15 protein-coding genes and 2 pseudogenes are annotated in these 11,868 nt (G+C 73.6%); 5 read left to right on the top strand and 12 right to left on the bottom strand.

The window, feature by feature from the left end; translation table 11 throughout:
- The 4 genes and pseudogenes from AB0H87_RS29040 to AB0H87_RS29025 all read right to left on the bottom strand — a co-directional run.
- Positions 1-238: glycosyltransferase (locus tag AB0H87_RS29040; protein ID WP_360152428.1), on the bottom strand; the 238-nt coding region annotated here is incomplete at its 3' end.
- Positions 235-669, bottom strand: a complete 435-nt coding sequence (locus tag AB0H87_RS29035; RefSeq protein ID WP_360152434.1) for a carbamoyltransferase C-terminal domain-containing protein — start codon at positions 667-669, stop codon at positions 235-237. The genes AB0H87_RS29040 and AB0H87_RS29035, both read right to left, overlap by 4 nt.
- A 41-nt stretch (positions 670-710) precedes the next feature.
- Positions 711-1,082: pseudogene (gene xseA, locus AB0H87_RS29030) on the bottom strand (exodeoxyribonuclease VII large subunit); the annotation flags it as partial.
- Positions 1,083-1,101: 19 nt separating this feature from the next.
- Positions 1,102-1,275 (bottom strand): hypothetical protein, encoded by a 174-nt coding sequence (locus AB0H87_RS29025; protein ID WP_360152425.1) that lies wholly within the window; start codon positions 1,273-1,275, stop codon positions 1,102-1,104.
- Here AB0H87_RS29025 and AB0H87_RS29020 point away from each other — a divergent pair.
- Positions 1,268-1,504 carry a TetR-like C-terminal domain-containing protein gene (locus AB0H87_RS29020; protein WP_360152423.1) on the top strand — a complete coding sequence of 79 codons (237 nt, stop codon included), beginning with the start codon at positions 1,268-1,270 and terminating at the stop codon, positions 1,502-1,504. The two genes, AB0H87_RS29025 and AB0H87_RS29020, sit on opposite strands and share 8 nt — an antisense overlap.
- Here the strand turns inward: AB0H87_RS29020 and AB0H87_RS29015 are convergent.
- Complete coding sequence (locus tag AB0H87_RS29015) at positions 1,495-2,454, bottom strand: hypothetical protein (protein WP_360152420.1); 960 nt, start codon at positions 2,452-2,454, stop codon at positions 1,495-1,497. The two genes, AB0H87_RS29020 and AB0H87_RS29015, sit on opposite strands and share 10 nt — an antisense overlap.
- Before the next feature lie 97 nt (positions 2,455-2,551).
- The gene (locus AB0H87_RS29010; RefSeq protein WP_360152417.1) at positions 2,552-3,343 is read right to left on the bottom strand and encodes an SAM-dependent methyltransferase; all 792 of its coding nucleotides are present in this window, start codon (positions 3,341-3,343) and stop codon (positions 2,552-2,554) included.
- Positions 3,344-3,463: 120 nt separating this feature from the next.
- Here AB0H87_RS29010 and AB0H87_RS29005 point away from each other — a divergent pair, with 120 nt between their 5' ends.
- A complete protein-coding gene (locus AB0H87_RS29005) occupies positions 3,464-3,967 on the top strand; it encodes a SigE family RNA polymerase sigma factor (protein ID WP_360152414.1) in 504 nt (167 codons plus the stop codon).
- Positions 3,968-4,737: 770 nt separating this feature from the next.
- Here AB0H87_RS29005 and AB0H87_RS29000 read toward each other — a convergent pair.
- The 4 genes and pseudogenes from AB0H87_RS29000 to AB0H87_RS28985 all read right to left on the bottom strand — a co-directional run.
- Positions 4,738-4,863 (bottom strand): annotated as a pseudogene (locus AB0H87_RS29000) (DUF3618 domain-containing protein); the annotation flags it as partial.
- Positions 4,860-5,219, bottom strand: a complete 360-nt coding sequence (locus AB0H87_RS28995; protein ID WP_360152431.1) for a phage holin family protein — start codon at positions 5,217-5,219, stop codon at positions 4,860-4,862. The pseudogene AB0H87_RS29000 and the gene AB0H87_RS28995, both read right to left, overlap by 4 nt.
- A 44-nt stretch (positions 5,220-5,263) precedes the next feature.
- Entirely contained in the window at positions 5,264-6,073 is an 810-nt protein-coding gene (locus tag AB0H87_RS28990; RefSeq protein ID WP_360152411.1) for a hypothetical protein, read from the bottom strand.
- Positions 6,074-6,224: 151 nt separating this feature from the next.
- Complete coding sequence (locus tag AB0H87_RS28985; RefSeq protein ID WP_360152408.1) at positions 6,225-7,550, bottom strand: aldehyde dehydrogenase family protein; 1,326 nt, start codon at positions 7,548-7,550, stop codon at positions 6,225-6,227.
- A gap of 23 nt (positions 7,551-7,573) precedes the next feature.
- Between AB0H87_RS28985 and add the strand changes: the two genes are divergently transcribed.
- Entirely contained in the window at positions 7,574-8,533 is a 960-nt protein-coding gene (gene add / locus AB0H87_RS28980) for an adenosine deaminase (RefSeq protein WP_360152405.1), read from the top strand.
- 8 nt (positions 8,534-8,541) lie between these two features.
- Here the strand turns inward: add and AB0H87_RS28975 are convergent, their stop codons facing one another.
- Positions 8,542-9,363 (bottom strand): hypothetical protein, encoded by an 822-nt coding sequence (locus tag AB0H87_RS28975; RefSeq protein WP_360152402.1) that lies wholly within the window; start codon positions 9,361-9,363, stop codon positions 8,542-8,544.
- 178 nt (positions 9,364-9,541) lie between these two features.
- Here AB0H87_RS28975 and AB0H87_RS28970 point away from each other — a divergent pair, with 178 nt between their 5' ends.
- Together AB0H87_RS28970 and AB0H87_RS28965 are read left to right on the top strand one after the other, a co-directional pair.
- Entirely contained in the window at positions 9,542-10,714 is a 1,173-nt protein-coding gene (locus tag AB0H87_RS28970) for an MFS transporter (RefSeq protein ID WP_360152399.1), read from the top strand.
- A 57-nt stretch (positions 10,715-10,771) separates the two neighbouring features.
- Complete coding sequence (locus tag AB0H87_RS28965; protein ID WP_360152396.1) at positions 10,772-11,263, top strand: carboxymuconolactone decarboxylase family protein; 492 nt, start codon at positions 10,772-10,774, stop codon at positions 11,261-11,263.
- On the opposite strand, the gene AB0H87_RS28960 is transcribed toward AB0H87_RS28965, so the two are convergent.
- The coding region (locus AB0H87_RS28960) for an ATP-binding cassette domain-containing protein (protein WP_360152393.1) at positions 11,248-11,868 on the bottom strand (621 nt) is incomplete at its 5' end. The two genes, AB0H87_RS28965 and AB0H87_RS28960, sit on opposite strands and share 16 nt — an antisense overlap.

The following is an 11,868-nucleotide window of genomic DNA, read 5'->3' as shown; positions in this document are numbered from 1 at the left end:
GGTCCGACCGCAGGCACCGCCACCAGCCGGGATCGGGCACGACGTCGTCGTCGACGAACACCACCCAGTCGCCCCGTGCGGCCCGCCAGCCGCGGTTGCGGGCCGCGGCCGGGCCGCGGCCGGCCCGGTCGTCGACCAGGATGATCTCCACCGGGTCCGCGCCGACCTGCGCGGTCAGCGCGTCGAGCAGAACCCGCAGCGACGGCCGCCGGAGGGTCGGCACCACGATGCTGATCACCGGCGCCGCCGGTGCACCGCGAACGGGCCGATCGCCAGCAGGTCGACCGGCGCGCTGCCGAACACCTCCATCGCCTCGCGCGGAGTGTCGACCATCGGCCGGCCGGCGGTGTTGAGCGAGGTGTTGACGACCACCGGGATGCCGGTCAGCCGGTCGAACTCGGCCAGCATCGCCGCCACCAGGGGTTCGGTGGCCGGGTCGACCGTCTGGACCCGGGCGGTGCCGTCGACGTGCACGACCGCCGGGACCCGCTCCCGCCAGTCCGGCCGGACGTCGTGGACGAACAGCATGTACGGGCTGGGCAGCACGCCGTCGAACACCTCGGCCGCCCGCTCGACCCGGACCATCGGTGCGATCGGCCGGAACTGCTCGCGACCCTTGATGTCGTTCATCCGGGCGGTGGTGTCCTGGCGGCCGGGGTGGGCGAGCAGCGAACGGTGGCCGAGCGCGCGAGGGCCGTACTCGGCGCGCCCAGGTCGGGGACGATCCGCTTGGCGGCGTCGGTCGGTGTGGAGGCGCGGACGTCGGCGACGTAGTCGAGCAGGGGCGCGTCGGTCTCGTGGCCGATCGCGCTGACCACCGGGGTGCGGCAGGCGAACACCGCCCGGCAGAGCGCTTCGTCGGAGAACGGCAGCAGGTCCTCGACGCCGCCGCCGCCCCGCGCGATCACGATCACGTCGATCGACCCGTCGGCGTCGAGCACCTTGAGCGCGTCGACGATCTGCGGCACCGCGGTCGGGCCCTGCACGGCCACGTTGACGACCCGGAACTCGACCGCCGGCCAGCGGCGCTTGGCGTTGGTCAGCACGTCGCGCTCGGCCGCCGAGGCCCGGCCCGTGATCAGGCGTCGCGAAGACCACGATCTACCGGCGCTGGCCGTCGAAGGGCGCGCTGATCGCCGCCTGCCTGCTGGACGCGTTCGGGCCGCCGCCGCTGGACGGCGCGGACCGCGCGGAGATCATGGCCTCGGCCGTCCGCTGGGGTGCGGCGAGGATCAGCGAACCCGGTGTCGGCGCGGCCTTCGCGGGCGTGTTCACCGACGCCATCAACGACCCGGCGCTGCGCGAGATCCTGTCGAGCCAGTTGCAGGACCCCTACCGGCGCGCGCTCATGGACGCGCTGGGCGAGCCGGAGCAGCGGGTCCTGTTCTTCATCGACGTCATCACCGGCACGCTGCTGCACCGGATGGGCATGACCGGTGAGCCGATGGCCGAGGCCGACGTGGACGCGCTGGTCGAGATGGTGCAGGGTGCCCTTCAGCAGTAGCCGTCGTGCAGGAACGGCCGCTGGCCCGGCGCGCCGATGTCCAGCGTGATGTCGACGTGGCCCGGCAGGTCGTCGAGTCTGGCGTTGGGCAGGACGAACTCGCGCCCGGTGTAGCGCTGCTCGACCGACTGGGCGGCGGCGGGCTTGCAGACGAAGGGATCGGCGTACGTGTTGTAGCCGCGGCCGACGCCCGTGTTGAGGAAGCCGGCGTCCTGGCACTGGTAGAGCACGGCCCGCAGCGCGGCGGCGTTACGCGGGCCCGCGTAGTCGGTGGCGACGTTCGCGAAGCACCGCGTGGACTGCGCGCCCTCGTACGGCGACGGTCCGGCGGCGGTCAGCGCGGCCATGAACGCGGCGTTGCAGCCGATGTCGGCGCCGGGCCAGGCACCGGCGAGGAGGTCCGCGCGCCGGCAGCCGGTGACCTGCTCGAAGGCGTCGACGGCGTCCGCGGTCCGGGCGTACGCCCGCTCCAGGTCCCGCAAGGCCGCGCGCGGGAATCCCAACTGCTCGTCGAGCAGGCGGAACCATGTCGCGAACGTCGGCACCTTCGCGTGGACGCCGCGCGGGAGGGTGTACACCGCCAGGTCCGTCGGGAAGTCCCAGGTGTCGAGGCCGGGATAGCCGACGTACGACAGGATCCCGACGCCGACCTTCGCGGGCTCGTCGCCGTAGCGGTGGCGCAGGCGCAGGTAGGCCTCGAGGTTGACGCTCGAGCCGGCCCACGCGTACGCGAAGCCCTCGGGGTAGAGGAAGCGGTCACCCCGGCTGTGCGTCGTGCCGAACAGGGTCGGCGCCACACAGCGCGCCTGGCGCGCCTGCCAGGCCGCCTCGTATTCGCCCGGCGTGCTGATGCACCGCCCGCCGGCCGCGGCCGGTGTCGCCGCGACGAGGCCGCCGAACAGGGCCAGGACGATTGCGCAGGCGAGGGTACGCACGCGGCGCGGGCTCATGCGACGGCTCCTTCCGCTGGTCCGGCCAGTCTCCACGCCGGAGCGTCGGATGTCGATGCCGGACGGGGAGCGCCGGCGACGCTCCCCGCCCCTGGCCTCAGGGTTTGCGGGCCACGCCCCCGTACGCGTCGGTCTGTTCCGGATCGTCGCCGGCGTGCCAGGCGGTGATCTGGGCCAGGCCGGGCTCGACCAGTTCCAGCCCGGTGAACACCGAGCCGAGGTCGTCGAGGCTGCGCAGGTGGTACTCCGCCCCGCCGGTCTCGACGAGCCGCCTCGCGCCCTCGATCGCGGTGGGCGACTCGGTGCTGTCCCAGAACACCAGGTAGCTGCCCGGCGCGGTGGCGGAGACGACCCGGTCGACGAGGGACCGCACCACCGCGATGTCTGGCTCGTAGCCCATCACGCCCATGAACATCACCGCGACCGGCCGGCTGAAGTCGAGGGTGTCCGCGGCCGCGGCGAGGATCTTCTCGGGCTCGTAGTAGTCGGCCTGCAGGTAGCTGACCTGCCCGTCGGAGCCGGCGTCACCGAGCAGGGCCCGCGCGTGCACGAGCACGAGCGGATCCTTGTCGACGTAGACGATCCGCGTCTCGGGCGCGATCTCCTGCGCGATCTCGTGGGTGTTCTGCATGGTGGGCAGCCCGGTGCCGATGTCGAGGAACTGCCGGATGCCACGCTCGGCGGCGAGGAAGCGGACCGCGCGGGCGAGGAAACGACGGGAATGGCCGGCCATGAGCCGGATCTCGGGATAGACAGCGGCGACGGCGTCCCCGGCCGCCTGGTCGGCGGGGTAGTTGTCGACGCCACCCATCCAGTAGTTCCAGATGCGCGCGGCATGCGGGATGTCGGGCTGCAACGCGGCGGCGAGCTCCGAGTCCGAAGTGGTCATGCACCAACTCCAATGCGAGGCGGAGCCCGATCGTACGTTGATGCTCCGCTAGATTGGCGCGCGCCAGCACCCTCAACCATCGCGGTGGACGGTGGCGTTCTACCCGGTGAGGGAGGGTGCATGACCGAGACGTTCGACGAGTTCGTGGTGCACCGTTCACCGGCGCTGTCCCGGCGGGCCTACCTGCTCACCGGCGATCACCAGCTCGCCGAAGACCTGTTGCAGAGCGCATTGGCCAGGACCTACCGGCACTGGCGGCGGATCAGCGGCGGCGATCCCGAAGCGTACGTCCGCCGGGTGATGTACCACCAACAGGTCTCCTGGTGGCGGCGGCGCCGGGTCGCCGAGCGGCTGGAGTCCGAGCCCGTCGAGCTACCCGGCGCCGACCACTCCGAGGCGACCGCGTTGCGGCTGGCGCTCGCGGCCGCGCTGCGGCAGCTCAGCGCGCGGCAGCGGGCCGTGGTGGTGCTGCGGTTCTACGAGGACCTGACCGAGGCGCAGGTCGCCGAGGTGCTCGGCTGCTCGGTCGGCACCGTCAAGCGGCACGCCCACGACGCGATCCGGCGGCTGCGCGTCATCGCGCCCGACCTGGTCGACCGCACGACGGAAAGGAGCGTGCGATGACCGCCCGGCTGCGCGAGGCGCTGCACACCGCGGCGGGCGACGTCCCGTCCTATCACGTCTACGAGAAGGCGCTCGCCACCGCCAGGCGGGCCCGCCGGCGGCGTGCCGCGTCGGCCGCGGGGGCCCTCGTGCTGCTCGCGCTGGCCGCGGTCGCCGTGCCGTGGGCCGCCACCGACGCCACCGACCCGGCAGCGGTCGCCGACTCCGCCGCCCTGCCGGACCACGTCGCAGCGCCGCCGGCGGGCATACGAGCGCACCTCGTCGCGGGCCTCCTGCGCACGCACCTTCACGTCGTCGGCGGCCGAGCGGCCCTCGTCCTTGACGGTCGCGGCCGCGCCCTGCGCCGTGGACTTCACGGAGTCGACCGCGTCCCGGGCGGTCGGCTCCAGCGCCTCCCGCGCCTCCTGCACACGGTCGCGCGCCTCTTCCTTGATCGTGTCGGCGTGCTCCCGCACGGTCTCCTTGACCGCACCCGCCGCCCGCTGCTCCCGCTCGCTCGCGGGCACCAGCGACGACGCCAGCCAACCGATACCGAACGCGATGAGCCCCGCGGCGAGCGGGTTGCCCTCGGTCTGCCGGCGGATGGCCGCCGGTGCCTCGCGGGCCGCGTCGGAGACGGCGGAGGCGGCGTCGGACGCCTTGTCCGAAACGGCCGACGCCTGGTCGGACGCCGTGGACCTGAACGACGACGCGGCGTTGCCGGTCTGGTCGGCCACGTTCGAGGCGGTGCCCATGACGCTGTCCCGGGCGGTCCGGAACGCGTTGCGGACCTTGCGTTTGCGGTCGTCGACCATGCGGCGTGGGCTGGCCTTGTACGCCAGCGCATCGACGTCGTCGCTCAGGCTGGACCTGGTCAACTCGATCTCACGCCGGATCTGGTCCGGGTCGGTGCTCATCGGTAGCCTCCTGTGTCGGGCTTGAGGGCGGGGGGAATGTCCTTGACGGTCTCGGTCGTCCGCGGCAGGCCACGCACCTCGCGCATCTGGCCGCGCGCGATGACGTAGAGCACGGCGCCGATGGCCGCCCACACGACGGCGACGATGAGCGCGGCCCAGCCCTGGTCCATCACGTTGGACAGCGCCCACCACATCGCGATGGACAGGAAGAGCAGCACCATGTAGCCGGCGAAGCCCGCGCCGCTGTACATGCCGGCGGCCTTCCCGAACTTGGTGCCCTCCTCCCGCAGCTCGGCCTTGGCCAGCTCGACCTCCTGCCGGACCAGCGTGGACAGGTCGCGGGTGACCTCGCCCATGAGGTCACCGAAGGTGCGGTCGGCGGGCGTCTCGGGGCTCGCGGTCACGGCCTGGTCTCCGTGTCCCAGGGCCCGCGCTCGACCGGCGGCACGGGCGGCACGGGGTCCGCGGTCGACCCGGCGTAGAGCGTGCCGTCCGGATCGCGGTCGGCAACGCTGGGATAGGCCGACCCGACCAACGGATCGGTGCCCGCCGGGTACGCCGTCGCGGGACCGCCGGTCGGGTAAGCGGCCGTCTGGTCGCCGGTCGGGTACGCGGCCGTCTGGTCGCCCGTCGGGTACGCGGCCGTCTGGTCGCCCGTCGGGTATGCCCTGGTCGGGTCGCCGGTCGCGGTGACCCGGGAGGATCCGTCGTCCTGCGCGTCGGCCACCAGCCCGCGGGTCATCCGCCCGGCGAGCACGCCGAGCACGGCCGCACCCGCGAGGAACGTCCCGGGGTGCTTGCGCGCGAACCGCTTGACCTCGTCGACGAGCTGGCCGGGCTCGCGGGCCTCGAGCCAATCGGCGACATCGGAGACGCGGCCGGCGGCCTGCCGGGCGAGATCGCTCGCCGGGCCGGAGCCGGTCTGCGCCATGCCGTGCAGCTCGGAGCCGAGCGAGCGGATGCCACCCGCCGCGCGCCGCTGCTGGTCGCCGGCCTGCTGCCGCAGGTGGCCGCGGGCCTCGCCGTAGAGGTCGCGGGCCTGCCGCGCGGTCTCCCGGGCGACCTCCCTGCCCTGCTCCTTGGCCGTCTGTGCGACGTCGCCGCCGGCGGCGACCGCCGTCTGCCCGACGTCCCTGGCCTCTTCCTTCGCCTTCTGTGTAGTCGACTCCTGACCGCCGGACGGCGACCGGGAGGTGGCGATGTCCGTCATCGGGGGGATCCCTTCCGGTGTGGAGCACCCGTGTGAAGGGTGCCGATGACGCCCCGATACCCGGTGAGTCCCGATCAATGCGGCCGATCGTCCTATTTAATTGTCCGCAGGCAACCAGTTTGCCGATGCCTGGCCGGGGTACATCCCGCGGTCACGGTGTGAGCCGCTCCGGCAGGTTCTGCAGGGCCACCGTGCGCAGGAACCGCTCGACCGCCGCCGTGCCGACCGAGGTGAACGCGCCGGACGCCGCCGGCCACGGCCCACCGTGCTGCATCGCGTCGACGACGGCGACACCGGTCGGCACACCGTTGTAGATGACCCGGCCGGCCCGGTCGACCAGTGCCGGCAGCAGCGCGCGGACCGCGTCGTCGTCGCCTTCGCCGGCCAGCACGGTCGCCGTCAGGCTGCCGTCCAGCCGCGCCGCGAGATCGCCGTAACCTGCCACGTCAGACTGTGCGATCACGACGGTCGGGCCGAAGTGCTCCTCGAGGAGCTCACCGCTCAGGGCGGCGCCGTCGACCCGCACCGCGAACGGGGCCGCGCCGCCGTCCGGTGTCGCGGGGTCGCCCTCGGCCGCCGGAGCGCGGTCACGCCAGGCGGCGTGGGCCGCGGCCATCGCCGGGGTCAGCAGCCGCTCGAACGCCGGCGTTGCGGCCACCTCGCCGGCCAGCCGGTCGGCGAACGCGGCACCGGCGTCGCCCGCCGGCACGACCACGAGCCCCGGCTTGGTGCAGAGCTGGCCCGCCGAGCCGGTGACGGCAGCGGCGAGGGTGGCCGGCCAACGCTCGTCGGCGAGCGCCGACGGGAACACGAACACCGGGTTCAGCGCACCCATCTCGGCGTACACCGGGATCGGGTCGGGGCGGGCCGCTGCCGCGTCCATCAGCGCGCGGCCGCCGGCGGCGGAGCCGGTGAAGCCGACCGCGCGGATCTCCGGGGCGCGGACCAGCGCGAGCGACACGTCGGCGCCGCCGTGCACGACCGTGAAGGTGCCGACCGGCCCGCGCAGCGCCGGGGTGACCGCCTCGGCGATCAGCCGGGCGGTCTCCGGCTGCGCCGGATGGGCCTTGGCCACCACCGGGCAGCCGGCGGCCAGCGCCGACGCGGTGTCGCCGCCGAGCACGCCGAACGCGAGCGGGAAGTTCGAGGCCGCGAACACGGCGACCGGCCCGATCGGCACGCGCACCGCGACGATGTCGCCACCGCCCGGCGCCGCGCCGGCGGACCGGACGACCGGCCGGTCCCGACCCGCCGCCACGAAGTCGCCGAGCAGCCGCAGCTGCCCGGTCGTGCGGGCCAGCTCCCCATCGAGCCGCTGCCGGGTCAGCCCGGTCTCGGCGACGGCCGCGTCGACGACCGGCCCGGCGGCCGCCTCCAGCGCGTCGGCCGCGGCGTGCAGCGTGTCCCGCCGCCGCTGCCCGGACCAGGTGGCCAGCTCGCGCGCCGCTGTCGCGGCGGCACTGGTCTCGACGGTCATGGCGCCTCCGTAGTCTTCCGAGGGTGACAGCCGCGACGCTACCCAAGACCAACCTGCACCTGCATCTCACGGGTGCGATGCGCCCGGCCACCCTGGCGGAGCTGGCGGCGCGCGACGGCCTGCGGCTGCCGCCGCCGTTCGCCGCCGGCACGGTGCACGAATGGCCGGCCTTCCAGGAGCGTTACGACCTGGCCCGCGCGGCGATCCGCGGCCCGGCCGACATCGAGCGGGTGGTGGTCGAGGCGGCGACCGACGACGCGGCCTCCGGCGCCGGCTGGATCGAGCTGCAGATCGACCCGACGTCGTACGCCCCGGTGGCCGGCGGCCTGTCCGGCGCGGTCGAGGCGGCGCTGGCCGGTGCTGGGCGGGCGCCCATCCCGGTCGGCCTGGTGGTCGCCGCGAGCTGGGCGGCTCCGCCCGCACACGCCCTCGCTCTGGCGCGCCTCGCGGCCGCGTACGCCGGGAGGGGTGTGGTGGGTTTCGGACTGTCCAACGACGAGCGGCTGGGCACGGTCGAGGCGATGGTGCCGGCCTGCCGGGTCGCCGCCGAGGCGGGGCTGCGGATCGTGCCGCACGCCGGCTTCTACACGCCGCCCGCGCACGTCGCGGACTGCGTGCGACTGCTCGGCGCGCACCGGATCGGCCACGGCCTGGCGGCGATGCGGGACCCCGCGACCCGCGACCTGCTCGCCGCGAACGGCGTCGCGCTCGAGGTCTGCCCGACGTCCTACCCACCGCTGGGCGTGGCGACGATCAGCGAGCTGCCGATCCGCGAGCTGCGCAAGGCGGGCGTGCCGGTCGCCCTCGGCACCGACGACCCGCTCCTCTTCGGCGCGGACCTGACCACCCAGTACGCGCTGGTCACGACGGACCCGACCGAGCAGGCCGACCTGGCCCGCTGCGCCATCGACGCGAGTGCCGCCCCGGCCGCGGTCAAAACCACGCTGCTCAACCGCGTCGACACCTGGGTCAACCGCCGGTAGCTCCAGGTTTAAGCGGCGTGCCGGGCGGCTCCGCCTTCGAGGTGGGCAATCAACGTCTCCTCGCTGGTCATCCCGGTCGTCGGTTCAACTGCCGCGTCGACGAGCACCGTCTGACCTCCAAGCGCGCTCTGCCAGGCATACTCCGCACCCAACTCGTCATTGCTGCGCCCAATGGCGAGCGCGTCGGCCTCGCCGTGCTCAGCCATCTCGAGGAGTTCCAAGCACAATGGGCCGTTGGTGTTCAGCCCATCGTCAGACCTTACGTCGAGGTAGGCAGAGGCCGCGTTGACCTCGTGGAACACCTCAGCGAGCACCGAGTTGGTCCCGCCGACCGTCTTTCTGTTCGTGCGAACCCGAAGCCGAGTGACGGTGTCTACGCGCTCCCGCCAATCAGCGAATGTGCCTCCGTCCGTCAGTTGGGCAACCAGCCAGTCCCGCTCAGTCGTGGCGTTGCAAACCATGGTCTGTAGAGCGCTCACAAAGGCGCTTACGCCAACGGTGTGTCCACGGGTCTGGAACGCCACGGTCAGGTCGGCGAGCCGAAGAACGAACGGGGCGACCGACCCGCTGAGCATCGCGGCCTGTTCGAATGCCTTGTTCCGCTCCTGCCACCTCGCGGTGTCAACGTCCCGCTCATACCCGAGCTGTCCTCGTACGTATCTCGTGTCGTGGCGGACGTTACCGAGCCGCCAGAGCCGCCCAGCCCGCGTAAAGCCGACGCCGGACGTCAATGCCTCGCACAGCGCCTGCGTTGGCGTCCGGTCGAGTCTCCCCTGCAGAGGCGGGAGAATCCTGGCGCGCGCCACCTTGCCTGTTGGCGGAACGGACATGAATCGAGCGTACGTAGAGGGTTGTCCATTAACATCCCTGCGTCACATCGTGATAACTCTCGGTATGCACGTCGGCGCCGGACTGTGGAGCCCTACACGAACAGGTCATGGCGTGTTACGTGTGGCACCGGCCACTTCGGCCTTGCATTGACCGCGGTCCAACCGGTCCTATCCCCGTATGAACGCGACGATCACCAGTGACGTGCGGCGCGCCCGGAACGCGGTGGCCGTCGTGTTCGGGCTCAACGGGGTGGCACTGGCCTCGTGGTTCGCACGCGTGCCCGTCGCCCGGGACGCGCTGGGGCTCAGCGCCGGGCAGCTCGGCACGCTGCTGCTCGCGCTGTCCGCCGGGGCGGTGCTGGCCCTGCCCGTCGCCGGGATGACCGTGCACCGGCTCGGGTCCGCGCGGACCGTGGCGGCCACGACCGCGCTCGGCGCCGCGGGGCTCGCGCTGACCGGCATCGGCGCCGGTGTGTTCGGGTCGACCGTCGTGGCCGTGGTCGGGTTGTTCGCACTCGGCTACGGCAGTGGCACCTGCGAGGTCGCCATGAACGTGGAAGGAGCCGTGGTCGAGCGGCGGCTCGCCCGCACGATCATGCCGCGGTTCCATGCCGCCTGGAGCCTTGGCACGGTCAGCGGGGCGCTGGCCGGCGCCGCCTGCGCCCGGGCCGGGGTGCCGATCGGCGTGCACCTGAGCGTGGCCGCCGCCGTCATGCTCGCCGGCACCCTCGGCGCGACCGGCGCGTTCCTGCCCGCCACCACCGAGGGTGACCAGCCCCGCTCCGGCCGCCCGAGCGTGCTGGCCGCCTGGCGCGAGCCGCGCACCCTCCTCGTCGGCCTGCTCGTGCTGGTCATGGGCTTCACCGAAGGCACCGCCAACGACTGGCTGGCGGTCGCGTTCGTCGACGGGCACGAGGTCGGCGCGGCCGCCGGCGCTGCCGCGTTCGGTGTCTTCGTCGTGGCGATGACGGTCGGCCGCACGGCCGGCACGGCCGCCCTCGACGCCTGGGGGCGGGTGCCGGTGCTGCTCACCACCATGGTGGCCGCCGGCGCCGGTGCGGCGCTCGCGGTGTTCGCCGGCTCCGTCGCCCTGGCGTTGTGCGGCGTCGCGCTGTGGGGGCTCGGTGCCTCGCTCGGCTTCCCGGTCGGCATGAGCGCGGCCGCGGACGACGAGCACCTCGCACCGGCCCGGGTCAGCGTCGTCGCGGTCATCGGCTACACCGCGTTCCTGGCCGGGCCGCCGCTCGTCGGGTTCCTCGGCGACCACGTCGGGGTCCTGCGGGCGCTGCTCGTGGTGCCGCTGGTGCTCGTGCCCGCGCTCGCGATCGTGCCGGCCGTGCGCAAGCCCTGACGTTTCCGGAACGTGCCTCGTCGGACGTGGCAGGAACCCACACGGAGGGACAACGCCATGCCCACGACCGACATCCGCTCCCGGATGGCCGACCCGATGGAGCTCTTCCCCGAGATCGGCCCCGTTGCCGGCGGGATGAACAAGCTCATCCTCAACGGGACGATCCCCCGCACGACGATCCACCTTGTGCAACTGCGGGCGGGGCAGCTCGTCGGCAGCACCTACCACACGGTCCGGCAGACCCAGGAGCTGCGCACCGCCGGTGAGTCCGAGGACCGGATCACCGCGGTGGCGTCGTGGCGGGACGCGCCGTACTTCAGCGACGCCGAGCGGGTCGCCCTCGAGCTGGTCGAGGCCGTCCTGACGCCCAACCCGGCCGGCGAGCGGGTGCCGGACGAGCTGCACGCCAGGGCGGCCGCCGCGTACGACGAGCAGGCACTGTGGACGCTCACGCTGGTGATCGCCCAGATGTGCTTCTTCATCCCGGTCGCGCTGATCGCCAAGCCGATCCCGGGCCAGCCGCTCGGGAAGAACTACACCCCGAGGTAGCGGCCGGCCCACCGGTCCCGCAGCCAGCGGTCGTGGCTGGCCACCACGACGGCGCCCGGGCCCGGGCCCAGCGCGTCCTCCAGCTCGTCCGCGAGGCGCGGCGAGAGGTGGTTGGTCGGCTCGTCGAGCAGCAGCAGCTCCGGCGGGTCGGCCAGCACGAGGGCGAGCGCCAGCCGGCGCCGCTGGCCCACGGACAGCTCACCGACCGGGCGGGCGGCGTCGCGGGGACCGATCAGGCCGAGCGAGCGCAGCGGCACCGCCTCGGCCCGCTCGGGACCCAGGGTCGCCGCGTACGTCTCGTGCGCGGTGCGGTCCGGGCGGTCGAAGACGCTGTCCTGCGTGAGCAGGCCGACCCGCAGGCCGCGCCGACGGTGCACCTCACCCTCGTACGCGAGCCGGCCCGCCAGCACCGCCAGCAGCGTCGACTTGCCCGTGCCGTTGGCCCCGGTGACCAGCAGCCGGTCCGTGGCCGACACGTCGAGCCGGTCCAGCCGCAGCCGGCCCGGCACCACCAGGTCGCGGGCCGAGACCAGCAGGCCGTCCGCGGTCGCTTGTCGCCGCCCTGCGAGCGCCAGTTGCTGATCACCTCGTCGAGGTGGCTGAGC

The sequence above is a fragment of the Asanoa sp. NPDC050611 genome (assembly GCF_040654855.1).
In the GTDB taxonomy this organism is placed as follows: Bacteria; Actinomycetota; Actinomycetes; order Mycobacteriales; family Micromonosporaceae; genus Asanoa.
This window is presented reverse-complemented; position numbering and strand designations above follow the sequence as displayed.

What these genes read in the sequence shown, in the direction of transcription:
- AB0H87_RS29015 (WP_360152420.1), bottom strand. Translation starts at nt 2,454, where the DNA reads ATGAGCCCGCGCCGCGTGCGTACCCTCGCCTGCGCAATCGTCCTGGCC.
- AB0H87_RS29010 (WP_360152417.1), bottom strand. Translation starts at nt 3,343, where the DNA reads ATGACCACTTCGGACTCGGAGCTCGCCGCCGCGTTGCAGCCCGACATC.
- AB0H87_RS29005 (WP_360152414.1), top strand. Translation starts at nt 3,464, where the DNA reads ATGACCGAGACGTTCGACGAGTTCGTGGTGCACCGTTCACCGGCGCTG.
- AB0H87_RS28995 (WP_360152431.1), bottom strand. Translation starts at nt 5,219, where the DNA reads ATGGGCGAGGTCACCCGCGACCTGTCCACGCTGGTCCGGCAGGAGGTC.
- AB0H87_RS28990 (WP_360152411.1), bottom strand. Translation starts at nt 6,073, where the DNA reads ATGACGGACATCGCCACCTCCCGGTCGCCGTCCGGCGGTCAGGAGTCG.
- AB0H87_RS28985 (WP_360152408.1), bottom strand. Translation starts at nt 7,550, where the DNA reads ATGACCGTCGAGACCAGTGCCGCCGCGACAGCGGCGCGCGAGCTGGCC.
- AB0H87_RS28975 (WP_360152402.1), bottom strand. Translation starts at nt 9,363, where the DNA reads ATGTCCGTTCCGCCAACAGGCAAGGTGGCGCGCGCCAGGATTCTCCCG.
- AB0H87_RS28970 (WP_360152399.1), top strand. Translation starts at nt 9,542, where the DNA reads ATGAACGCGACGATCACCAGTGACGTGCGGCGCGCCCGGAACGCGGTG.
- AB0H87_RS28965 (WP_360152396.1), top strand. Translation starts at nt 10,772, where the DNA reads ATGCCCACGACCGACATCCGCTCCCGGATGGCCGACCCGATGGAGCTC.